We start from the raw sequence: 22,075 nt of genomic DNA, 5'->3' as shown, positions 1-22,075 counted from the left end.
AGGGCCTTCAGCGCCCCCGGGCATCGTCCACAGTTTCGTCACGGCCAACATAGGCGACCAGCACGGCGGCTGTCCGCATCCAGCGCGACCGAAATTTCGCAGTTGACGGTCAGGATTTCGTCACGGTCATCTTGTTGACCACGACCGTCGCGTTCGGCGCCCCGTCGCCCTGGCCTGTGCTCTCGCCGGCCGCGGCGATCTTCTTGAGTACCGTCAGACCGGACTTGGAAATGGTTCCGAACGGTGTGTAACTGGGCGGCAGCTGACTGTCCTGGTAGACGAGGAAGAACTGGCTGCCGCCGGTGTGCTTCTGGCCGGTGTTGGCCATGGCGACCGTGCCCGCCGGGTAGACGCCGCCCTTGAGGGATTTGTCCTTCAGGTTCTCGTCCGGGATCGTGTACCCGGGACCGCCGCTGCCGGTGCCCTTGGGGTCACCGCACTGCAGCACGTAGATGCCGTTCGTGGTGAGCCGGTGGCACTTCGTGTGGTCGAAGAAGCCCTTGTCCGCGAGGAAGCCGAACGAGTTCACGGTGTGCGGAGCCGCCGCCGCGTTGAGCGCGATGTCCACGTCTCCGCAGGTCGTGGCCATCTTCATGGTGTAGTCCGCGGACTTGTCGATGGTCATCGCCGGCTCCTTCTTCCAGCTCAGCGACTTCACCGCGCCCTCGGCCGGCTTGTTGCACGGATCCGGCGCCTTGCTGGTCGGGGAGGCGCTCGGCGTGACCTCCGCGCCGGCGTTGGCCTTCTTGTCGTCGTTCTTGAAGACCCCGGTCGCGTACGACACCACACCGACGACGACGACCACGCCGAGGACCGACGCGACCACCGTGTTGCGCATGTGTGACTTGCGCCGAGCGGCCGTGCGCCGCTGCTGCTGCCGCAAGAACTTCTCCCGGGCGAGCTGACGCCGCCGCTGTTCCTGGGTGACCACCGGGTTATCTCCTCGTGCGTCTCGTACGTCAGGTGTGACGCGTGCGTCTGGTGAGCCGATCGCCTGCGTGTGCCCCGTACCGTATATGGGTTGGCTGAGGAATCGGCAGCGCCGGTAGGCTCTGAGCCACAGCCGCCCGCCCCGTACGACACATCGCGTACGCCATCCCGAAGGACGATCGTGCTCATTGCCGGGTTCCCCGCCGGGGCCTGGGGGACCAACTGTTACCTGGTCGCCCCCGCCGCGGGTGAGGAGTGCGTGATCATCGACCCGGGCCACCAGGCCACCCAGGGAGTCGAGGAAGCACTCGAGAAGCATCGGCTCAAGCCCGTCGCGGTCATCCTCACGCACGGCCACATCGACCATGTCGCCTCGGTCGTCCCGGTGTGCGGAGCGCACGGGGTACCGGCGTGGATCCACCCCGAGGACCGGTACATGATGAGCGACCCCGAGAAGGCGCTCGGCCGGTCCATCGGCATGCCGCTGATGGGCGAGCTGACGGTGGGTGAGCCGGACGACGTCAAGGAGCTGGCCGACGGTGCCGGACTCGAACTGGCCGGTCTGGAGCTGTCCGTCGCGCACGCGCCCGGTCATACCAAGGGGTCGGTGACCTTCCGGATGCCCGAGAGCGCGGACGTCCCGTCCGTGTTCTTCTCCGGGGATCTGCTGTTCGCCGGCTCCATCGGACGCACCGACCTGCCCGGCGGTGACATGGACGAGATGCTCGGCTCGCTGGCCCGCGTGTGCCTGCCGCTCGACGACTCGACCGTGGTGCTGTCGGGGCACGGTCCCCAGACCAGCATCGGCCAGGAGCGCGCCACCAACCCGTACCTGCGGCAGGTGGCGGCAGACCGTCAAGAGCCCGGCCCGCGGCCGGCTCCCCGACGAGGAATGTGACGAGAGACCTTCGTGAGCACCTTCAAGGCCCCCAAGGGCACCTACGACCTGATCCCGCCGGACAGCGCGAAGTACCTCGCGGTCCGCGAGGCCATCGCGGCGCCGCTGCGCAACTCCGGCTACGGCTACATCGAGACGCCCGGCTTCGAGAGCGTCGAACTCTTCGCGCGCGGGGTCGGTGAGTCCACCGACATCGTGACCAAGGAGATGTACGCCTTCGAGACCAAGGGCGGCGACCGACTGGCGCTGCGTCCCGAGGGCACCGCGTCCGTGCTGCGCGCCGCGCTCGAGGCGAACCTGCACAAGCTCGGCAACCTGCCCGTGAAGCTCTGGTACTCCGGCTCGTACTACCGCTACGAGCGCCCCCAGAAGGGCCGGTACCGCCACTTCTCGCAGGTCGGTGCCGAGGCCATCGGCGCGGAGGACCCGGCGCTCGACGCCGAGCTGATCATCCTGGCGGACCAGGCGTACCGGTCGCTGGGACTGAGGAACTTCCGGATCCTCCTGAACTCGCTCGGCGACAAGGAGTGCCGTCCCGTGTACCGGGCCGCGCTCCAGGACTTCCTGCGCGGTCTCGAACTCGACGAGGACACCCTCCGCCGGGCCGAGATCAACCCCCTGCGGGTCCTCGACGACAAGCGTGACGACGTGCAGAAGCAGCTGGTCGGCGCGCCCCTCCTGCGCGACTTCCTGTGCGACGCGTGCAAGGCGTACCACGAGGAGGTGCGCGAGCTGCTCACGGCCGCGGGAGTGGCCTTCGAGGACGACGGCAAGCTGGTGCGCGGTCTGGACTACTACACCCGCACCACCTTCGAGTTCGTCCACGACGGTCTCGGCTCGCAGTCCGCGGTGGGCGGCGGCGGCCGCTACGACGGTCTCTCCGAGATGATCGGCGGCCCCGAACTGCCGTCGGTCGGCTGGGCGCTGGGCGTCGACCGTACGGTGCTGGCGCTGGAGGCGGAGGGCGTGGAGCTCGAACTCCCCGCGTCCACCAGCGTGTTCGCGGTGCCGCTGGGGGAGGAGGCCCGCCGGGTGCTCTTCGCCAAGGTCACGGAGCTGCGCAAGCTGGGGATCGCCGCCGACTTCTCGTACGGCGGCAAGGGGCTCAAGGGCGCGATGAAGAACGCGAACCGCTCCGGGGCGCGCTACACGATCGTCGCCGGTGAGCGGGATCTCGCCGAGGGCGTGGTGCAGCTCAAGGACATGGAGTCCGGCGAGCAGACCGCCGTCGGCGTCAACGAGATCGTGGCGGAACTCGAGGTCCGGCTCGGCTGAGCCCGCGGTGCTCCGCCCCGTCCGTCCTGCCCGGAGATGATTCCCGGGGCACGGGCGGCGGGGCGGTGCGTCAACCCGGCAGGCGCGGATTCCTCCTGCCGGACGATGTCCGTCCGAGAGCGCCACGCGCGTGCTCCCGTCGCCGGGTCCGACAGCGCCGGACACGACGCCCCGGCTCATTGCGGGATCGACGCCCGTCGGCGGCGCACCCGTCCCCGTACCGGCCGCGCGGCCCTCGCGCACGTCCACCGCGAGCCCTCCCACCCGCGTCGCCATGGCCCCGGGCCTCCCGCCGAACCGAACGCTCCGGGACGACCGCACGTACCTCCTTATGTCCATCGAACGGTGGACACACCCGCGGGTGCGGCACAATGTCGGTGCCCGCAGGCCCTTCGAAGCTACGGAAACGGCGTGATGAGCAAGACGACAGTCAAGGACGTCTCCACCGACCCGGAACGCGTCGACGGTCCCCGGACGGTCGGCGGCAGCCGTGCGCTCGCCCTGTTGCTGGTGATCACCGGTGCGGCCGGTCTGCTCGCCGCGTGGGTCATCACGATCGACAAGTTCAAGCTGCTGGAGAACCCGAACTTCGTGCCGGGGTGCAGCCTGAACCCGGTCGTCTCCTGCGGCAACATCATGAAGAGCGAGCAGGCCTCGGCCTTCGGGTTCCCCAACCCGATGCTGGGCCTGGTGGCGTACGGCATCGTGATCTGCGTCGGGGTGAGCCTGCTGGCGCGGGCCGCCTTCCCGCGCTGGTACTGGCTGACCTTCAACGCCGGCACCCTCTTCGGCGTCGGTTTCTGCACCTGGCTGCAGTTCCAGTCGCTGTACCGCATCAACTCGCTGTGCCTGTGGTGCTCACTCGCCTGGGTCGCCACGATCCTCATGTTCTGGTACGTGACGTCGTTCAACGTACGCAACAGCTTCCTGCCCGCCCCGCGGTGGCTGAGGAGCTTCTTCGGCGAGTTCACCTGGGTCCTGCCGGTCGTGCACATCGGCATCATCGGCATGCTGATCCTGACCCGCTGGTGGGACTTCTGGACCAGCTGACAGCCCGGGGGGATTGTCAGTGGGGTGACATAGGGTTTCCTGCGTGGAGCCCGACCTGTTCACCGCCGCAGCCGAAGAACGCCAGGAGAAGGACCCCTCCGGGAGCCCCCTGGCCGTCCGGATGCGCCCGCGCACCCTCGACGAGGTCGTGGGCCAGCAGCATCTGCTGAAGCCGGGCTCACCCCTGCGCAGACTGGTCGGCGAGAGCGGCGGCGGCCCCGCCGGACCGTCCTCCGTGATCCTCTGGGGCCCGCCCGGCACCGGTAAGACGACCCTGGCGTACGTGGTCTCCAAGGCCACCGACAAGCGCTTCGTGGAGCTCTCCGCGATCACCGCGGGCGTCAAGGAAGTGCGCGCGGTCATCGAGAGCGCCCGTCGCGCCACCGGCGGCTTCGGCAAGGAGACCGTCCTCTTCCTGGACGAGATCCACCGCTTCAGCAAGGCCCAGCAGGACTCCCTGCTCCCGGCCGTCGAGAACCGCTGGGTGACCCTCATCGCGGCGACCACCGAGAACCCCTACTTCTCGGTGATCTCCCCCCTGCTCTCCCGCTCCCTCCTGCTGACCCTCGAACCGCTCACCGACGACGACCTGCGCGGACTGCTGCGCCGGGCGCTCAGCGACGAGCGCGGCCTCAAGGAATCCGTCACCCTCCCCGAGGACACCGAGCAGCACCTGATGCGGATCGCCGGCGGCGACGCCCGCCGCGCCCTGACCGCCCTGGAGGCGGCGGCGGGCTCCGCGCTGGACAAGGGTGAGGCGGAGATCACCCTCCAGACCCTGGAGGAGACGGTCGACCGCGCCGCGGTGAAGTACGACCGCGACGGCGACCAGCACTACGACGTGGCGAGCGCCCTCATCAAGTCCATCCGCGGCTCGGACGTGGACGCCGCGCTCCACTACCTGGCCCGGATGATCGAGGCCGGCGAGGATCCGCGCTTCATCGCCCGCCGGCTGATGATCTCCGCCAGCGAGGACATCGGACTGGCCGATCCGCACGCGCTGCCGACAGCGGTCGCGGCCGCCCAGGCCGTCGCCATGATCGGCTTCCCCGAGGCGGCGCTCACCCTCAGCCACGCCACGATCGCCCTGGCCCTGGCGCCGAAGTCCAACGCCGCGACGACGGCGATCGGCGCCGCCATGGAGGACGTACGCAAGGGCCACGCGGGCCCGGTGCCGATGCACCTGCGCGACGGGCACTACAAGGGCGCGGCCAAGCTCGGGCACGCCCAGGGGTACGTGTACCCGCACGACCTGCCCGAGGGCATCGCCGCCCAGCAGTACGCCCCGGAGGAGCTCAGGGACCGGGAGTACTACACGCCGACCCGGCACGGCACGGAGGCGCGCTACGCGGACGCGGTGGAGTGGACCCGCAAGCACCTCGGTCGAGGACGCCCCTGACCACCCTGTAGGATGACGCGAAGCGCTGCGTCCCGTGTCCGGCTCCGGTCGGCACCACCAGAACGGGACATCCAGCCGGAGCCCCCGCCTCCACGGGGGGATTCCAGGAGCGTCGCGCACCGTCGAAGGTGTCGCGGGCAGCCCACCACCACCCGGACCTCCGGGACAGGTCGGTGGGCCACTCGCGTGCTGCACGTATGTGCCCAGACCCAGGAGCGGCTGCCCGCCCCGCCCATGTGGATCCCCACAGCGGCGAGGAGGGTTTCCCGGGCTGCGGATTGCGACCTCCCCTAACCCTGGTGAAGCCGTATTCGCATCGAAAACATGAGGTGTTTGGTTCATGGCGAACCAGTCCCGCCCCAAGGTCAAGAAGTCGCGTGCCCTCGGCATCGCGCTGACCCCGAAGGCCGTCAAGTACTTCGAGGCCCGCCCCTACCCGCCGGGTGAGCACGGCCGCGGCCGCAAGCAGAACTCGGACTACAAGGTCCGTCTGCTCGAGAAGCAGCGTCTGCGCGCGCAGTACGACGTGTCCGAGCGCCAGCTCGTTCGCGCCTACGAGCGTGCCTCCAAGGTCCAGGGCAAGACCGGTGAGGCCCTGATCATCGAGCTCGAGCGCCGTCTCGACGCGCTGGTCCTGCGTTCGGGCATCGCCCGCACGATCTACCAGGCCCGCCAGATGGTCGTCCACGGCCACATCGAGGTCAACGGCCAGAAGGTCGACAAGCCCTCGTTCCGCGTCCGTCCCGACGACGTCGTGATGGTCCGCGAGCGCAGCCGCAGCAAGACGCTGTTCGAGGTCTCCCGCGCCGGTGGCTTCGCCCCCGACGGCGAGACCCCGCGCTACCTCCAGGTGAACCTCGGCGCCCTGGCGTTCCGCCTGGACCGCGAGCCGAACCGCAAGGAGATCCCGGTGATCTGCGACGAGCAGCTCGTCGTCGAGTACTACGCCCGCTGATCCTCATCCCGCGGACGTAGCACCACCTGCGCGTCAGCCCGTCGTCCCGCCGCCCTTCGAGGTGCGCGAGACGGCGGGCTCCTGCGTGTCCGGGGCCGGCCTGCGCGGCGCGGGCACCGCGCCCGGCGGTCGCTGTCCGGGCCGCCGCAGCGCCCGCTCCACCGCCGCCTCCCGCCCGAGCCGCTCCCCGGCCCGTACGCACTCCTCGTAGCGCTCGTCGCCCAGCCGCTCCCGGGCGCCCGCCTCGCACCGCTCGTGCGGCACGTTGTAGTACGCCGAGCCGAACAGTGGCAGCCCCACCGACGGCCACAGCCGGGCCGCCGCGCCCTGCAGCACCGCGGCCTCCGCCGGATCACCCTGCACCGTCGTGACCAGGGCGAGCAGCTCCAGCGCGAGGACCGTGCCGAGCAGGTCGTGAAAGGTGTGCGCGATGTCCAGGCACCGGACCAGGAGCTCCCGGGCCCGTGCCGGATCGCCGGCGGCGAGGGCCTCGTACGCCAGCACGTACAGCGCGTACGCCAGCGCCCAGCGCTCCCCGTGGTCCTCGCACACCCTGCGGACGTCCTCGCACAGCTTCACCGCGGCGGGCAGATCGCCCTGGAACGCCAGCGCCATCGCCAGCTCGACCTGCCCCATCAGCACGTTGCTGTTGAGCTCACCGATCTCGTGGTAGCGGTCGAGCGCCGAGCGCAACAGGGTCTCCGCGCGCCGCATGTCGTCGCCGACCAGCGCGAGACAGCCGGCGCGGTGCTCGGCGTAGGCGAGGGCGGTGGGGTTACCGGTGCGCAGCGCCTCCTCGCGGCACTCCTGGAGCGCGGTCAGCGCGGACACCGTGTCGCCCTGCAGGATCGCCACGTAGCCGAGCACCCACAGGGCCTTGAGCCGCGACTGGTCACGGTCGCTGTCGAGTTCCACGCCGCGTTCCAGCCAGTGCCGGCCCTCCGCCAGCCGCCCGCAGCCCACCCAGTAGAACCAGAGGCTGCCCGCGAGGTACTGGCCCAGATGCGTCTCACCCGGCTCGGTCAGGCAGTACTCCAGGGCGCGGCGCAGATTCGGCAGCTCCGCCTCGATCCGCGCTGCCACCTCGGCCTGCCGCGGCGAGAACCAGTCCAGCTCGCACCAGGTCGCCAGACCCATGTACCAGTCGCGGTGGCGGCGGCGCAGCCGGTCCGCGTCCCCCGACGCGGCCAGCCAGTCCGCGCCGTAAGCCCGGACCGAGTCCAGCATCCGGTAGCGCGGACCCGCGGGCGTCTCCTCGCGGGCCAGTACGGACTGCGCGAGCAACGCACCGAGCACGTCGAGGACATGGTCGGCGTGCAGTCCGTCGCCGCCGCACACGTACTCGGCGGCCTCCAGATCGAACCGGCCGGCGAACACCGAGAGCCGCGACCACAGCAGCCGCTCCTCGGACGTGCACAGTTCATGGCTCCAGCCGATCGCCGTACGCAGGGTCCGGTGCCGCGGCAGAGCGTCCCGTCCGCCGCCCGTCAGCAGCCGGAAGCGGTCCTCGAGACGGGAGAGCAACTGGGCGGGGGACAGGGCGCTGAGCCGGCCCGCGGCCAGCTCGACGGCGAGCGGGATGCCGTCGAGACGGCGGCACAGCTCCTGTACGTCCGACCGGTTGCCGTCGTCCAGCGCGAACCCGGGGACCCGGGCCGCCGCCCGCTCCTCGAACAGTTCCACGGCCTCCGCGTCGCCCAGCGGCGCCAGCGGGAACAGCCGTTCGCCCTCGATCTCCAGCGGTCTGCGTCCGACCGCGAGCACCCGCAGCCCCGGTGTGTGCCGCAGCAGCTCGCCCACCAGTGCGGCACACGCGTCCACCAGATGCTCGAACCCGTCGACGACGAGCAGGAGTTGACGCCCGGCGAGACGGTCGAGCAGGAGCTCGCGCGGCGCCCGTGACGTCTGGTCCGTCAGGCCGAGGGCCTCCACGACCGCGTACGCGACGAGGTCCGGATCCCGTACGGCGGCCAGCTCCGCCCGCCAAGCGCCGTCCCGCGCGTCCGAGCGCGCCGCCGTCCGCGCGGCGAGGCGCGACTTGCCGACGCCGCCCACGCCGGTCACCGTGACCAGCCGGGACCCCTCCAGCGCCTCGGTGAGCCGCGCGAGTTCGGCCGAGCGGCCGACGAACGCGTCGAGTTCCAGGGGCAGATTGCCGCGCGGCGTGCCGTCGGTGGGCCGGGGCCGGTCAAAATACTGCATGGGACACGGAGAGTACTGACCTGTATGCGTTCCGTACAATCGCTTCGCACAACTCCGGCCCCCTCGGCCGTTAATGCGGTACGGGGCGACGGCCCCGGCGCGATAGGCTCGGGGGACGACTTTTCGATGTCCAGGCACGTACTAGGGAGCGGGTGCGACAGTGTCCGGTGGTGAGGTGGCCGGGATCCTGGTGGCCGTTTTCTGGGCGATCCTGGTCTCGTTCCTCGCCGTCGCGCTGGCGAGACTGGCCCAGACGCTCAGGGCGACCACCAAGCTCGTGGCCGACGTGACGGACCAGGCCGTCCCGCTGCTGGCCGACGCCTCGGAGGCGGTGCGCTCCGCACAGACCCAGATCGACCGGGTCGACGCCATCGCGTCGGACGTCCAGGAGGTCACGTCGAACGCGTCGGCGCTCTCCACGACCGTCGCCTCCACCTTCGGCGGCCCGCTGGTCAAGGTCGCGGCGTTCGGCTACGGCGTCCGCCGCGCCATCGGCGGCCGCAAGGACAATGTGCCCCCCAAGGCCTCCCGTCGTACCGTGATCGTGGGCCGCACCGTCCCGTCCGCGCGACGGGGAAAGCGGAAGAAGGACTGACGCAGCGATGTTCCGCCGTACCTTCTGGTTCACCGCCGGCGCAGCCGCTGGTGTGTGGGCCACCACCAAGGTCAACCGCAAGCTCAAGCAGCTGACTCCCGAGAGCCTCGCCGCCCAGGCCGCGAACAAGGCGGTCGAGGCGGGACACCGGCTCAAGGAGTTCGCGCTCGACGTCCGCGAGGGCATGGCCCAGCGGGAGGCCGAACTCGACGAGGCGCTCGGGCTGGGCGCGTCCGTCGACCACGAACTCCCCGCACCCCGGCGGTACGCCGCCATCGAGAACCGCAATGATCCGAGGTATGTCGAGAGGTCGACGTACTCGCACAATCGGAATGAGGACCACTGATGGAGTCGGCCGAGATTCGCCGCCGCTGGTTGAGCTTCTACGAGGAGCGCGGTCACACCGTCGTTCCCTCGGCGTCGCTCATCGCGGACGACCCGACTCTGCTCCTGGTCCCCGCGGGCATGGTCCCCTTCAAGCCGTACTTCCTCGGCGAGGTCAAGCCGCCGTGGTCGCGCGCCACCAGCGTGCAGAAGTGCGTGCGCACACCCGACATCGAAGAGGTCGGCAAGACCACCCGCCACGGCACGTTCTTCCAGATGTGCGGCAACTTCTCCTTCGGCGACTACTTCAAGGAAGGCGCCATCACCTACGCCTGGGAGCTGCTCACCTCGCCCCAGGACAAGGGTGGATACGGGCTCGACCCCGAGCGGCTGTGGATCACGGTCTACCTCGACGACGACGAGGCCGAGTCGATCTGGCGCGACAAGATCGGTGTCCCCGTCGAGCGCATCCAGCGCCTCGGCAAGAAGGACAACTACTGGTCCATGGGCGTCCCGGGTCCCTGCGGCCCGTGCTCCGAGATCAACTACGACCGTGGTCCCGAGTTCGGGGTCGAGGGCGGCCCGGCCGTCAACGACGAGCGGTACGTGGAGATCTGGAACCTGGTCTTCATGCAGTACGAGCGCGGCGAGGGCACCTCGAAGGAGGACTTCGAGATCCTCGGCGAGCTGCCCAGCAAGAACATCGACACCGGCCTCGGCCTGGAACGCCTCGCCATGATTCTGCAGGACGTGCAGAACATGTACGAGATCGACACCTCCATGGCCGTCATCAGGAAGGCCACCGAGCTGACGGGCGTCGAGTACGGCGTCGCCCACGAATCCGACGTCTCGCTGCGCGTGGTCACCGACCACATGCGGACGTCCGTGATGCTCATCGGCGACGGTGTGAGCCCCGGCAACGAGGGTCGCGGATACGTGCTGCGCCGCATCATGCGCCGCGCCATCCGCAACATGCGCCTGCTCGGTGCCACGGGTCCGGTCGTCAAGGACCTCATCGACGTCGTGATCGCGATGATGGGCCGGCAGTACCCGGAGCTGGTCAGCGACCGCAGGCGGATCGAGACCGTGGCCCTCGCCGAGGAGGCCGCCTTCCTCAAGACGCTCAAGGCCGGCACGAACATCCTCGACACGGCCATCACGGACACCAAGGACTCCGGCGGCACGGTCCTCGCCGGCGACAAGGCCTTCCTGCTCCACGACACCTGGGGCTTCCCGATCGACCTCACCCTGGAGATGGCCGCCGAACAGGGCCTCTCCGTGGACGAGGACGGCTTCCGCCGCCTGATGAAGGAACAGCGGGACAAGGCCAAGGCCGACGCCCGTGCCAAGAAGACCGGTCACGCCGACCTCGGCGCCTACCGGCAGATCGCCGACGCCGCCGGTTCGACCGACTTCATCGGATACGACCGGACCGAGGGAGAGTCGACGATCGTCGGCATCCTGGTCGACGGTGTGTCGTCGCCCGCTGCCACCGAGGGCGACGAGGTCGAGATCGTCCTCGACCGCACCCCGTTCTACGCCGAGGGCGGTGGGCAGATCGGCGACACCGGGCGCATCCGGGTGGACAGCGGCGCGATCGTCGAGGTCCGCGACTGCCAGAAGCCCGTCCCGGGCGTGTACGTCCACAAGGGCGTCGTCCAGGTCGGCGAGGTCACCGTCGGCGCCCAGGCCCAGGCCACCATCGACACGCGTCGGCGGACGGCCATCGCCCGCGCCCACTCGGCCACGCACCTCACCCACCAGGCCCTGCGCGACGCCCTCGGCCCGACGGCCGCCCAGGCCGGTTCCGAGAACCAGCCGGGCCGCTTCCGCTTCGACTTCGGTTCGCCGTCGGCCGTTCCCACGGCCGTCATGACCGACGTCGAGCAGAAGATCAACGAGGTGCTCGCCCGGGACCTGGACGTGCACGCCGAGATCCTGAGTCTCGACGAGGCCAAGAAGCAGGGCGCCATCGCCGAGTTCGGCGAGAAGTACGGCGAGCGCGTACGCGTGGTGACCATCGGCGACTTCTCCAAGGAGCTGTGCGGCGGCACGCACGTCCACAACACCGCCCAGCTCGGCCTGGTCAAGCTGCTCGGGGAGTCCTCGATCGGCTCCGGTGTGCGCCGTATCGAGGCCCTGGTGGGCGTCGACGCCTACAACTTCCTCGCCAAGGAGCACACGGTCGTCGCTCAGCTCCAGGAGCTGATCAAGGGCCGCTCGGAGGAGCTCCCGGAGAAGGTCTCCGCCATGCTCGGCAAGCTGAAGGACGCCGAGAAGGAGATCGAGAAGTTCCGCGCGGAGAAGGTCCTGCAGGCCGCCGCCGGTCTCGCCGGGTCCGCCAAGGACGTCCATGGTGTCGCCCTGGTCACCGGCCAGGTTCCGGACGGGACGGGCGCGGACGACCTGCGCAAGCTGGTCCTCGACGTACGCGGCCGCATCCAGGGCGGCCGGGCCGTCGTCGTGGCCCTGTTCACCACCTCGGGCGGCAAGCCGCTCACGGTCATCGCCACCAACGAGGCGGCCCGCGAGCGCGGTCTCAAGGCCGGCGACCTGGTCCGTACCGCCGCCAAGACCCTCGGCGGCGGCGGTGGCGGCAAGCCGGACGTCGCGCAGGGCGGCGGCCAGAACCCGGCCGCCATCGGTGAGGCCATGGACGCCGTCGAACGCCTGGTCGGCGAGACCGCCAAGTGAGCGTGGACGGGCCCGTGGGCACGGACGGTCCGGGCGGCGAGGGGGGCCGGGGCATGCGCCGCGGCCGCCGGCTCGCGATCGACGTCGGGGACGCGCGGATCGGGGTCGCCTCGTGCGACCCCGACGGGATCCTCGCGACTCCGGTCGAGACCGTGCCGGGACGGGACGTGCCCGCCGCCCAGCGCCGGCTGCGGCAGTTGGTCGAGGAGTACGAGCCCATCGAGGTCGTCGTAGGACTGCCTCGCTCCCTCAAGGGGGGCGAGGGCCCGGCCGCCGCGAAGGTCCGTGGTTTCGCCCAGGAGCTCGCCCGGTCGATCGCACCGGTCGCGGTGAGACTCATCGACGAGAGAATGACCACCGTGTCGGCCACTCACGGACTGCGCGCCTCGGGCGTGAAGTCCAAGAAGGGCAGGTCGGTCATCGATCAGGCGGCCGCTGTGATCATCCTTCAACAGGCCTTGGAATCCGAACGGGTGTCAGGTAATCCACCTGGCGAGGGCGTCGAAGTGGTCATCTGATCGCGATACGGTAACGTTCCGCGCGATGTGGTGGTGTTCGAACAACCACCGCACAGCAAATGAGGCGAACGGGAGCCGAGCCACCACGCCAGCGGCCACCGCCTCGCGGCTCTAGGGGATCGATGACTGAGTATGGCCGGGGCCCAGGCTCCGAACCGTGGCATCCGGAGGACCCGTTGTACGGGGACGGCGGATGGGGAGGGCAGGCCGCCGACGGCCAGCCCCCCTACGGCGGCCAGCCGCAGCACTATCCGCAGCAGCCGCAACAGCAGCAGCCGCAGTACGGCGACTGGAGCGACGGTCAGCAGGGCGGCTACGGCCAGCTGCAGTTCGATGCCGCGGGCCCGCAGAACCCGGGGCAGCAGTACCACGACCAGGGGCAGCAGCACCACGGCGGTCAGGGGCCGCAGCAGCACTACGGCGGTCAGGGGCAGCAGCAGTACGGGGGGCAGTACCCCGGCCACGACCAGCAGCAGTACACCGACCCCGGGCAGCAGCAATACCAGGGTCAGGACCAGCAGCAGTACCACGACGGCGGCTGGGACAACGGGACACAGCACCAGGTCGCCTACGCGGCCGACCCGACGGACCCGTACGCGAACCAGGCCGCCGCGTACGGCGGTCAGCAGCCCGACTTCTACAACACCCCCGACGCGTACCCGCCGCCACAACCGCCCGCGCGCCGCCGCGCCGAGCCCGAACCGGCCCCGACCGACTGGGACCCGGGTCCGGACCAGGGCGAGCACGCCTTCTTCGCGGAGGGCGACGATGACGACGACTCCGAGGACGACGATCCGAAAGGCGGCCGCGGCGACCGGAAGGGCCGGGGCGGCAAGGGCGGCACGACCAAGAAGCGCCGCAGCGGCTGCGCCTGCCTGGTGGTCGTACTCGTCCTCGGCGGCGGTGTCGGCGGTGTCGGTTACTTCGGGTACCAGTTCTACCAAAAACGTTTCGGCCCGGCTCCGGACTATGTGGGTAACGGCACCGGAGAGGTGACGGTCAACATCCCCAAGGGCGCGGGCGGTTTCGCGATCGCGCAGGCGCTGAAGCAGGCCGGCGTCATCAAGAGCGTCGACGCCTTCGTGTCCGCGCAGCAGACCAATCCCGACGGGACGAAGATCCAGGCCGGGGCCTATCTGCTGAAGAAAGAGATGTCGGCCGCCAACGCCGTCAAGCTCATGCTCGACCCCAAGAGCCAGAACAACGTGGTCGTCGTTCCGGGCGAGCGCAACATCCTCGTCTACAAGAAGATCGACGAGAAGCTCTCACTTCCCGACGGCACCACCGCCAAGGTCGCCAAGAAGGAATACAAGACCTTCGGACTGCCCAGCTGGGCGAACAACAACAAGGACATCAAGGAACCGCTGGAAGGATTCCTCTACCCGGCGACCTATCCCGCCGCCAAGGGGATGAAGCCGGAAGTCGTCCTGAAGCAGATGGTCACGCAGGCGGTGGAGAACTACAAGAAGCTGAACGTCGAGGCGAAGGCCAAGGAATTCGACCTCGCCGATCCGCTGCAGCTCGTCACGGTCGCCAGCATGGTCCAGGCCGAGGGCAAGACCCACGACGACTTCCGCAAGATGGCAGAGGTGATCTACAACCGCCTCAAGTCCACGAACACGCAGACCAACCGGCTGCTCCAGTTCGACTCGACCTTCAATTACCTGAAGGGCCAGAGCAACATCCACATCAGCGAGTCCGAGATCAACAGCAACAAGGACCCGTACAACACCTATACGAACAGCGGTCTGCCGCCCGGTCCCATCGGAAACCCCGGTGACGACGCGTTCAATGCGGCGCTGAACCCGACCGACGACGGCTGGCTCTACTTCGTGGCGACCGACGGCCAGAACAACACCGAATTCGCCAAGACCTACGCCGAATTCCAGAGGCTCAAGGACAAGTTCAATGAGAGTTCGGGCCACTGACGCCCGGCGGGCGGCGGTCCTCGGTTCGCCGATCGCCCATTCCCTCTCGCCGGTGCTGCACCGCGCCGCGTACCGGGAACTGGGACTCGACGACTGGTCCTACGACCGCTTCGAGGTCGACGAGGAGGCGCTGCCGGGATTCCTGGAGGAACTCGGCAGCGAGTGGGCGGGCCTCTCGCTGACCATGCCCCTCAAGCGGGCCGTCATCCCGCTGCTCGACGGGATCAGCGGGACGGCGGCCTCCGTCGAGGCGGTCAACACCGTCGTCCTCACCGACGACGGTCGTCGCGTCGGCGACAACACCGACATCCCCGGGATGGTCGCCGCGCTGCGCGAGCACGGCATCGAGCAGGTGGAGTCCGCCGCCGTCCTGGGCGCCGGGGCCACCGCCTCGTCCGCGCTCGCCGCCCTGGCCCGCGTCTGCACCGGAGAAGTCGTCGCCTACGTGCGCAGCGCCGAGCGCGCCGCCGAGATGCGGCAGTGGGGCGAACGGCTCGACGTGAGCGTCCGTACCGCCGACTGGGCGGACGCCGAGCGGGCCCTGCGCGCCCCGCTGGTGATCGCCACGACCCCGGCGGGCGCCACGGACGCGCTGGCCGCCGCGGTCCCGGAACGGCCGGCGACCCTCTTCGACGTGCTCTACGACCCGTGGCCCACCGAGCTGGCCGCCCGCTGGTCGGCGTACGGCGGCGCCGTCGTCGGCGGCCTCGACCTGCTCGTGCACCAGGCCGTGCTGCAGGTCGAGAAGATGACCGGACGCTCCCCGGCCCCCCTGGGCGCCATGCGTACGGCGGGCGAGCACGCGCTCGCCGGACGCTGAAGCACCCTCCGGCCGGTCCCGTCGGACATCTTCCGGCCCGACCGGACACGTCCGCCTGATGGACCTGGGGCCGGACGGGAGGTCCGGCCGTGGGAGGATCGGGGGTGGCGGACCCGGGCCGCGCACCCGGTCGCGCCGTCGCCGTACGCGAGAACGCGTGTACGCAGCAGCAGTACCAGGGCGCGAGCATGAGGAGCACCGTTGAGCAGGTTGCGCTGGCTGACCGCGGGGGAGTCCCACGGTCCCGCACTCGTCGCGACGCTGGAGGGTCTTCCCGCCGGCGTTCCGATCACCACGGACATGGTGGCGGACCACCTCGCCCGGCGGCGCCTGGGCTATGGACGCGGTGCCCGGATGAAGTTCGAGCGTGACGAGGTCACCTTCCTGGGCGGAGTCCGGCACGGCCTCACCCTCGGCTCGCCGGTGGCCGTCATGGTCGGCAACACCGAGTGGCCCAAGTGGGAGCAGGTCATGGCGGCCGACCCGGTCGCCCCGGAGATCCTCGCCGAACTCGCCCGCAACGCCCCGCTGACCCGGCCCCGGCCCGGCCACGCAGACCTCGCGGGCATGCAGAAGTACGGCTTCGACGAGGCCCGGCCGATCCTGGAGCGCGCCTCCGCCCGTGAGACCGCCGCCCGCGTGGCCCTGGGCGCGGTGGCCCGCTCGTACCTCAAGGAGACGGCCGGGATCGAGATCGTCTCGCACGTCGTCGAGCTCGCCGCGGCGAAGGCACCGTACGGCGTCCACCCCAGGCCCTCGGACGTCGAGAAGCTCGACGCCGACCCGGTGCGCTGCCTCGACAGCGACGCGTCGAAGGCGATGGTCGCGGAGATCGACCAGGCCCACAAGGACGGCGACACGCTCGGCGGGGTCGTCGAGGTGCTCGCGTACGGCGTGCCCGTGGGCCTCGGCTCGCACGTCCACTGGGACCGGCGGCTCGACGCCCGGCTCGCCGCCGCGCTCATGGGCATCCAGGCCATCAAGGGCGTCGAGGTCGGAGACGGCTTCGAACTGGCCCGGGTACCCGGCTCCCAGGCCCACGACGAGATCGTCCACAGCGAGGACGGCATCCGCCGCACCACCGGCCGCTCCGGCGGCACCGAGGGCGGTCTGACCACCGGCGAGCTGCTGCGGGTCCGCGCCGCGATGAAGCCGATCGCGACCGTGCCGCGCGCGCTGGCCACCATCGACGTGGCCACCGGAGAGGCCGCCCAGGCCCACCACCAGCGCTCCGACGTGTGCGCGGTCCCGGCCGCGGGCATCGTCGCCGAGGCCATGGTCGCCCTGGTCCTCGCGGACGCGGTGGCGGAGAAGTTCGGCGGCGACAGCGTCCCCGAGACGCGGCGCAACGTCGAGTCGTACCTCGAGAACCTGGTCGTACGGTGACCGCGGGACCGCTGGTCGTGCTGGTCGGCCCGATGGGTGTCGGCAAGACCACGGTGGGCGCGCTGCTCGCCGAGCGGCTCGGCTGCGCCTACCGGGACACCGACGACGACATCGTGGCCGAACAGGGCCGCACCATCGCCGACATCTTCGTCGACGACGGCGAGCCGGTCTTCCGCGCCGTCGAGAAGCGCGCGGTCGGCCGCGCGCTGGCCGGCCACGACGGCGTACTGGCGCTCGGCGGCGGCTCGATCCTCGACGAGGACACCCGCACGCTGCTCACCGGGCACCGGGTCGTCTACCTCTCGATGGAGGTCGACGAGGCGGTCCAGCGCACCGGCCTGAACGTGGCCCGGCCGCTGCTCGCCGTCAACCCGAGACGGCAGTGGCGCGAGCTGATGGAGGCACGGCGCCACCTGTACACCGAAGTCGCCAGCGCGGTCGTGCCCACCGACGGCCGCACCCCCGAAGAGGTCGCCCAAGCCGTCCTCGACGCACTGGAGTTGAAGGAAGCATGAGCGAGGCAGTGACGCGTATCCAGGTCGGCGGCACCGCGGGCACCGACCCCTACGAGGTCCTGGTCGGCCGTCAGCTCCTCGGTGAGCTCGGCGGGCTGATCGGCGACCGGGCCAAGCGCGTCGCGGTCGTCCACCCCGAGGCGCTCGCCGAGACCGGCGAGGCACTGCGCGCCGACCTGGCCGGGCAGGGCTTCGAGGCCGTCGCCATCCAGGTGCCGAACGCGGAGGAGGCCAAGACCGCCGAGGTCGCCGCCTACTGCTGGAAGGCGCTGGGCCAGTCCGGCTTCACCCGCACCGACGTGATCGTCGGCGTGGGCGGCGGAGCCACCACCGACCTGGCCGGTTTCGTGGCGGCGACCTGGCTGCGCGGGGTGCGCTGGATCGCCGTCCCCACCACCGTGCTCGGCATGGTGGACGCGGCGGTCGGCGGCAAGACCGGTATCAACACCGCCGAGGGCAAGAACCTCGTCGGCGCCTTCCACCCGCCGGCGGGGGTGCTCTGCGACCTGGCCGCGCTCGACTCGCTGCCGGTCAACGACTTCGTCTCCGGCCTGGCCGAGATCATCAAGGCCGGCTTCATCGCCGACCCCGCGATCCTGGAGCTCATCGAGTCCGACCCGCAGGCGGCCCGCACACCCGCGGGCCCGCACACCGCCGAGCTGATCGAGCGCTCCATCAAGGTCAAGGCCGAGGTCGTCTCCGGCGACCTCAAGGAGTCGGGGCTGCGCGAGATCCTCAACTACGGGCACACCCTCGCGCACGCCATCGAGAAGAACGAGCGCTACAAGTGGCGGCACGGTGCCGCCGTCGCCGTCGGCATGCACTTCGCCGCCGAACTCGGCCGGCTCGCGGGCCGGCTGGACGACGCCACCGCCGACCGGCACCGCACGATCCTCGAATCCGTGGGCCTCCCGCTGAGCTACCGCCACGACCAGTGGCCGAAGCTCCTGGAGAACATGAAGGTCGACAAGAAGTCGCGCGGCGACCTGCTGCGCTTCATCGTCCTCGACGGGCTGGCCAAGCCGACCGTCCTGGAGGGCCCCGACCCGGCCGTGCTCCTCGCCGCGTACGGCGAAGTGGGGGAGTAACACCCAACGGGCCCCCACTTGCGTGGATTTACCCTCGCCGCACGGGCACTTACCGCCTTCCCGGGCCGTTCACACAACGGCGGCCGGGGAAGGTACCGTTCGGTAGGGGCGCCTCCCGCGCCCTCTAGGGTGGGGGAGAGCGGGTCGGGACCGAGGCTCCGCTCGCCAGCGCCCATCGCCTGTACGAGACGGAGTGGCACCGGATGCAGCACGCAGTGGGGGCTCCGCTGCCGCCGCCCCACCAGCCGGGGCACGGACCGGGCGCCGGCTGGTCGCCGGCCGCGCACCATCCGGGGCACCCCGGCGGACACCCCGGTCCGGCACCCACGAGCGCACCCGCTCCCGGTTTCGCGGGTCCGCCCCCGGGACCCCCGGCGCCGCCTTCGCATCTGCCGCACCCCGCGCCCCCGCGGCACGCCCCCGTACCGCCCGTGCCCGACACCACGGGACATGTGCAGCTGCCCCCGGGCGGCCCGGTCGGCATGCCGAGCGCACCCCCCGCCACGGGCGCCCTCGATCCCACGGCGACCACGCTCGCCGTGCTGCTCATCGGCCCCGCGGGCGCGGGCAAGACCAGCGTCGCCAAGTACTGGGCGGACCACCGCCGCGTGCCGACGGCCCACATCAGCCTCGACGACGTACGGGAATGGGTGCGCTCCGGGTTCGCCGACCCGCAGTCGGGGTGGAACGACCACTCGGAGGCGCAGTACCGCCTGGCCCGCCGCACCTGCGGCTTCGCCGCGCGGAACTTCCTGGCGAACGGCATCTCCTGCATCCTCGACGACGCCGTCTTCCCGGACCGCCCGGTCGTCGGACTCGGCGGCTGGAAGCGGCACGTCGGGCCGGGCCTGCTGCCCGTCGTCCTGCTGCCGGGCCTGGAGATAGTCCTGGAGCGCAACGCGGAGCGCTCCGGAAACCGCCGCCTCACCGACGAGGAAGTCGCCCGCATCCACGGCCGGATGGCCGGCTGGTACGGCTCGGGGCTGCCCATCATCGACAACTCGCAGCTCGACGTACCGGCCACGGCCCGGGTCCTGGACGACGTACTGGCCCGTTCGATCGCCAGCCCCCCGCAGTGGTAGCCCGGCCCTGACGGTCCCGCACCGTGGGGCCCCGTACCCCCACCCGCCCGTCCGGCCCCGCTGAACCGGCGGTATCCGGTCGGCGCTCGTAGGCTCGATTCATGTCAGAGGTGTACGCGGCTCGCCGCGAGCGGCTGAGGGAGCGCTGTACGGCGGGTGGCAGCGCGACCGCGCTCGTCACGCGCCCCGCCAACGTGAGGTATCTCGCGGGGGCGGCCCCGCGCGGTGCCGTCCTCCTGCTGGGCAGGGGAGAGGACCTGTTGCTCTGCGCGGGTCCGCCGGCCGACGAGGCCGGCGCGGGACGTCCGGACGAGGCGCTGCGCGTACAGGCGCTGTCCGGTCCGGGCGGTGACCCGGCCGTCGCCGCGGCCGATGTCGCCACCGCGCAGGGAGCCGACTCGCTGGCCGTGGAGGAACACCACCTGACCGTGACCCGGCACCGGGCCATGGGGTCGGTGGCGCCGCGACTGCGCCTGAGCGACCTGGGCGCCGCGGTCGAACAACTGCGGGTGATCAAGGACGAGGAGGAGATCTCCTGTCTGCGGGTCGGCGCCGAGATCGCCGACCAGGCACTCGGGGAACTCCTCGAGTCCATTCTCGTCGGCCGGACGGAGCGTCATCTCGCCCTCGAGCTGGAGCGCCGGCTGGTCGACCACGGTGCCGACGGACCGGCCTTCGCGACCTCGGTGGGCACCGGGCCGAACTCCGGGAGATGCGGGCACCGGCCCACGGACCGGCGGGTCGAGGAGGGCGATTTCCTGTCCGTCTGCCTCGGCGCGACCTATCGCGGGTACCGCTGCGAGGTCGGCCGTACCTTCGTGATCGGCACCTCGCCCGCGGACTGGCAGATCGCCCTCTACGACCTCGTCTTCGCCGCCCAGCGGGCCGGACGCGAGGCGCTGGTGCCCGGCGCCGCCTACCGTGACGTGGACCGCGCGGCCCGTCAGGTGCTCGACTCCGCGGGGTACGCGGAGGCCCTTCCCACCCTGACGGGACACGGCGTCGGGCTCGAAATCGACGAGGACCCGCAGTTGGCCCCCGCGGCCATGGGTAAACTGGACGCTTGCGTGCCGGTCACCGTCGAACCGGGGGTCCACCTCCCGGGCCGGGGCGGTGTCCGGATCGATGACACGCTCGTCGTACGCCCCGAGGCGGACGGCGGACCCGAGCTACTCACCATCACGACCAAGGAACTGCTCGCGCTCTAGCCCCCGGCTGTGCGCGTGTCCCGGGGTCGTCCACGTCAGTCCAGGAGATTCCGCAACCGTGGCTTCCACGAACGACCTCAAGAACGGCCTGGTGCTCAAGCTCGACGGAGGCCAGCTCTGGTCCGTCGTCGAGTTCCAGCACGTCAAGCCCGGCAAGGGCCCGGCCTTCGTGCGCACCAAGCTGAAGAACGTGCTCTCCGGCAAGGTCGTCGACAAGACGTTCAACGCCGGCGTCAAGGTCGAGACGGCCACGATCGACAAGCGCGACATGCAGTTCTCGTACATGGACGGCGAGTACTTCGTCTTCATGGACATGGACACGTACGACCAGCTCATGGTCGACCGCAAGTCCGTCGGCGACGCCGCCAACTTCCTGATCGAGGGCTTCACGGCCACCGTGGCGCAGCACGAGGGCGAAGTGCTCTTCGTCGAGCTGCCCGCCGCCGTCGAGCTCGTCATCCAGGAGACCGAGCCGGGTGTCCAGGGCGACCGCTCCACCGGTGGCACCAAGCCCGCCACCCTGGAGACCGGCCACCAGATCCAGGTCCCGCTCTTCATCACCACCGGTGAGAAGATCAAGGTCGACACCCGCACGAGCGACTACCTCGGCCGGGTGAACAGCTAACCGTGGCTGCCCGCAACACGGCCCGCAAGCGCGCCTTCCAGATCCTCTTCGAGGGCGACCAGCGCGGCGTGGACGTCCTGACGGTCCTCGCGGACTGGATCCGGCACTCCCGGAACGACACCCGGCAGCCACCGGTCAGCGAGTACACGATGGAGCTGGTCGAGGGCTACGCCACCAAGGCGAAGCGGATCGACGAGCTCATCGCGACGTACGCCGTCGACTGGACGCTGGACAGGATGCCGGTCGTCGACCGCAACATCCTGCGCCTTGGCGCCTACGAGCTGATCTGGGTCGACGGGACCCCCGACGCGGTGGTGCTCGACGAGGCGGTGCAGCTCGCCAAGGAGTTCTCGACGGACGAGTCGCCCTCGTTCGTCAACGGACTGCTGGGCCGGCTCAAGAACCTCAAGCCGTCGCTCCGCCGGGACGAGACCTGACCGAGGCTCGTCCGTACAGCCTGGACACAGGTGGGAAATCGCCGGAGGGCCCGCAGCGCGTTCGCTGCGGGCCCTCCGGCGTTCCTGTGCCCGCGTGGGTCCCGAGGCCCGCAGAAAGCCGCCGGGGTGGCCGGAACCTCCTGGTC

20 protein-coding genes are annotated in these 22,075 nt (G+C 70.6%); 18 read left to right on the top strand and 2 right to left on the bottom strand.

The window, feature by feature from the left end; genetic code table 11:
• Positions 1 to 109: 109 nt before the first annotated feature.
• The gene (locus tag ACFVTC_RS31575) at positions 110 to 931 is read right to left on the bottom strand and encodes a peptidylprolyl isomerase (protein ID WP_390131875.1); all 822 of its coding nucleotides are present in this window, start codon (positions 929 to 931) and stop codon (positions 110 to 112) included.
• A gap of 180 nt (positions 932 to 1,111) precedes the next feature.
• Between ACFVTC_RS31575 and ACFVTC_RS31570 the strand changes: the two genes are divergently transcribed.
• The 5 genes from ACFVTC_RS31570 to rpsD all read left to right on the top strand — a co-directional run bounded on the left by ACFVTC_RS31570 (position 1,112) and on the right by rpsD (position 6,507).
• A complete protein-coding gene (locus ACFVTC_RS31570; RefSeq protein WP_390131874.1) occupies positions 1,112 to 1,828 on the top strand; it encodes an MBL fold metallo-hydrolase in 717 nt (238 codons plus the stop codon).
• A 12-nt stretch (positions 1,829 to 1,840) separates the two neighbouring features.
• The gene (gene hisS, locus ACFVTC_RS31565; protein ID WP_390131873.1) at positions 1,841 to 3,103 is read left to right on the top strand and encodes a histidine--tRNA ligase; all 1,263 of its coding nucleotides are present in this window, start codon (positions 1,841 to 1,843) and stop codon (positions 3,101 to 3,103) included.
• Between the two features lie 414 nt (positions 3,104 to 3,517).
• Positions 3,518 to 4,153, top strand: coding sequence for a vitamin K epoxide reductase family protein (locus tag ACFVTC_RS31560; RefSeq protein ID WP_390131872.1), 636 nt, complete (start codon positions 3,518 to 3,520; stop codon positions 4,151 to 4,153).
• A 43-nt stretch (positions 4,154 to 4,196) separates the two neighbouring features.
• Positions 4,197 to 5,552, top strand: coding sequence for a replication-associated recombination protein A (locus ACFVTC_RS31555; RefSeq protein ID WP_390131871.1), 1,356 nt, complete (start codon positions 4,197 to 4,199; stop codon positions 5,550 to 5,552).
• A 340-nt stretch (positions 5,553 to 5,892) separates the two neighbouring features.
• Positions 5,893 to 6,507, top strand: a complete 615-nt coding sequence (gene rpsD / locus ACFVTC_RS31550; RefSeq protein ID WP_153291663.1) for a 30S ribosomal protein S4 — start codon at positions 5,893 to 5,895, stop codon at positions 6,505 to 6,507.
• A gap of 33 nt (positions 6,508 to 6,540) precedes the next feature.
• Here the strand turns inward: rpsD and ACFVTC_RS31545 are convergent, their stop codons facing one another.
• On the bottom strand, positions 6,541 to 8,709 hold the full coding sequence (locus tag ACFVTC_RS31545; RefSeq protein ID WP_390131870.1) for an ATP-binding protein: 2,169 nt from the start codon (positions 8,707 to 8,709) through the stop codon (positions 6,541 to 6,543).
• 160 nt (positions 8,710 to 8,869) lie between these two features.
• On the opposite strand from ACFVTC_RS31545, the gene ACFVTC_RS31540 reads away from it, so the two are divergent.
• The 13 genes from ACFVTC_RS31540 to nusB all read left to right on the top strand — a co-directional run bounded on the left by ACFVTC_RS31540 (position 8,870) and on the right by nusB (position 21,929).
• On the top strand, positions 8,870 to 9,304 hold the full coding sequence (locus ACFVTC_RS31540) for a DUF948 domain-containing protein (RefSeq protein WP_356282836.1): 435 nt from the start codon (positions 8,870 to 8,872) through the stop codon (positions 9,302 to 9,304).
• Positions 9,305 to 9,311: 7 nt separating this feature from the next.
• Entirely contained in the window at positions 9,312 to 9,650 is a 339-nt protein-coding gene (locus ACFVTC_RS31535) for a DUF6167 family protein (protein ID WP_390131869.1), read from the top strand.
• A complete protein-coding gene (gene alaS, locus ACFVTC_RS31530; protein ID WP_390131868.1) occupies positions 9,650 to 12,322 on the top strand; it encodes an alanine--tRNA ligase in 2,673 nt (890 codons plus the stop codon). Before ACFVTC_RS31535 ends, alaS begins: the two co-directional genes overlap by 1 nt.
• A 53-nt stretch (positions 12,323 to 12,375) precedes the next feature.
• Entirely contained in the window at positions 12,376 to 12,840 is a 465-nt protein-coding gene (gene ruvX, locus ACFVTC_RS31525) for a Holliday junction resolvase RuvX (RefSeq protein WP_390132031.1), read from the top strand.
• 122 nt (positions 12,841 to 12,962) lie between these two features.
• Entirely contained in the window at positions 12,963 to 14,768 is a 1,806-nt protein-coding gene (gene mltG / locus ACFVTC_RS31520; protein ID WP_390131867.1) for an endolytic transglycosylase MltG, read from the top strand.
• Positions 14,749 to 15,588: a shikimate dehydrogenase gene (locus tag ACFVTC_RS31515; RefSeq protein WP_390131866.1), complete on the top strand. Its 840-nt coding sequence runs from the start codon at positions 14,749 to 14,751 to the stop codon at positions 15,586 to 15,588. Before mltG ends, ACFVTC_RS31515 begins: the two co-directional genes overlap by 20 nt.
• A gap of 201 nt (positions 15,589 to 15,789) precedes the next feature.
• On the top strand, positions 15,790 to 16,974 hold the full coding sequence (aroC, locus tag ACFVTC_RS31510) for a chorismate synthase (RefSeq protein ID WP_390131865.1): 1,185 nt from the start codon (positions 15,790 to 15,792) through the stop codon (positions 16,972 to 16,974).
• Entirely contained in the window at positions 16,971 to 17,489 is a 519-nt protein-coding gene (locus ACFVTC_RS31505; RefSeq protein WP_390131864.1) for a shikimate kinase, read from the top strand. The genes aroC and ACFVTC_RS31505 overlap by 4 nt, the downstream gene beginning before the upstream one ends.
• Positions 17,486 to 18,577 (top strand): 3-dehydroquinate synthase, encoded by a 1,092-nt coding sequence (gene aroB / locus ACFVTC_RS31500; protein ID WP_168527174.1) that lies wholly within the window; start codon positions 17,486 to 17,488, stop codon positions 18,575 to 18,577. Before ACFVTC_RS31505 ends, aroB begins: the two co-directional genes overlap by 4 nt.
• Before the next feature lie 203 nt (positions 18,578 to 18,780).
• Positions 18,781 to 19,659 carry a Pro-rich N-terminal domain-containing protein gene (locus ACFVTC_RS31495; protein ID WP_390131863.1) on the top strand — a complete coding sequence of 293 codons (879 nt, stop codon included), beginning with the start codon at positions 18,781 to 18,783 and terminating at the stop codon, positions 19,657 to 19,659.
• Positions 19,660 to 19,760: 101 nt separating this feature from the next.
• Positions 19,761 to 20,867 carry a M24 family metallopeptidase gene (locus ACFVTC_RS31490; RefSeq protein ID WP_390131862.1) on the top strand — a complete coding sequence of 369 codons (1,107 nt, stop codon included), beginning with the start codon at positions 19,761 to 19,763 and terminating at the stop codon, positions 20,865 to 20,867.
• A gap of 58 nt (positions 20,868 to 20,925) precedes the next feature.
• On the top strand, positions 20,926 to 21,492 hold the full coding sequence (gene efp / locus ACFVTC_RS31485) for an elongation factor P (RefSeq protein WP_010988257.1): 567 nt from the start codon (positions 20,926 to 20,928) through the stop codon (positions 21,490 to 21,492).
• A gap of 2 nt (positions 21,493 to 21,494) precedes the next feature.
• Positions 21,495 to 21,929, top strand: a complete 435-nt coding sequence (gene nusB / locus ACFVTC_RS31480) for a transcription antitermination factor NusB (protein WP_390131861.1) — start codon at positions 21,495 to 21,497, stop codon at positions 21,927 to 21,929.
• Positions 21,930 to 22,075 lie beyond the last annotated feature (146 nt).

The organism is Streptomyces sp. NPDC057950 (genome assembly GCF_042887295.1).
GTDB classification, from domain to species: domain Bacteria; phylum Actinomycetota; class Actinomycetes; order Streptomycetales; family Streptomycetaceae; genus Streptomyces; species Streptomyces kaempferi.
The sequence above is the reverse complement of the archived record's forward strand: the minus strand, read 5'-3'. Positions and strand labels throughout refer to the sequence as shown.

Bases quoted from the DNA above. Each gene is read 5' to 3' on its own strand.
- ACFVTC_RS31560 (WP_390131872.1), top strand. From the start codon at position 3,518: ATGAGCAAGACGACAGTCAAGGACGTCTCCACCGACCCGGAACGCGTC.
- rpsD (WP_153291663.1), top strand. From the start codon at position 5,893: ATGGCGAACCAGTCCCGCCCCAAGGTCAAGAAGTCGCGTGCCCTCGGC.
- ACFVTC_RS31545 (WP_390131870.1), bottom strand. From the start codon at position 8,709: ATGCAGTATTTTGACCGGCCCCGGCCCACCGACGGCACGCCGCGCGGC.
- ACFVTC_RS31535 (WP_390131869.1), top strand. From the start codon at position 9,312: ATGTTCCGCCGTACCTTCTGGTTCACCGCCGGCGCAGCCGCTGGTGTG.
- alaS (WP_390131868.1), top strand. From the start codon at position 9,650: ATGGAGTCGGCCGAGATTCGCCGCCGCTGGTTGAGCTTCTACGAGGAG.
- ruvX (WP_390132031.1), top strand. From the start codon at position 12,376: ATGCGCCGCGGCCGCCGGCTCGCGATCGACGTCGGGGACGCGCGGATC.
- mltG (WP_390131867.1), top strand. From the start codon at position 12,963: ATGACTGAGTATGGCCGGGGCCCAGGCTCCGAACCGTGGCATCCGGAG.
- ACFVTC_RS31515 (WP_390131866.1), top strand. From the start codon at position 14,749: ATGAGAGTTCGGGCCACTGACGCCCGGCGGGCGGCGGTCCTCGGTTCG.
- aroB (WP_168527174.1), top strand. From the start codon at position 17,486: ATGAGCGAGGCAGTGACGCGTATCCAGGTCGGCGGCACCGCGGGCACC.
- ACFVTC_RS31495 (WP_390131863.1), top strand. From the start codon at position 18,781: ATGCAGCACGCAGTGGGGGCTCCGCTGCCGCCGCCCCACCAGCCGGGG.
- ACFVTC_RS31490 (WP_390131862.1), top strand. From the start codon at position 19,761: ATGTCAGAGGTGTACGCGGCTCGCCGCGAGCGGCTGAGGGAGCGCTGT.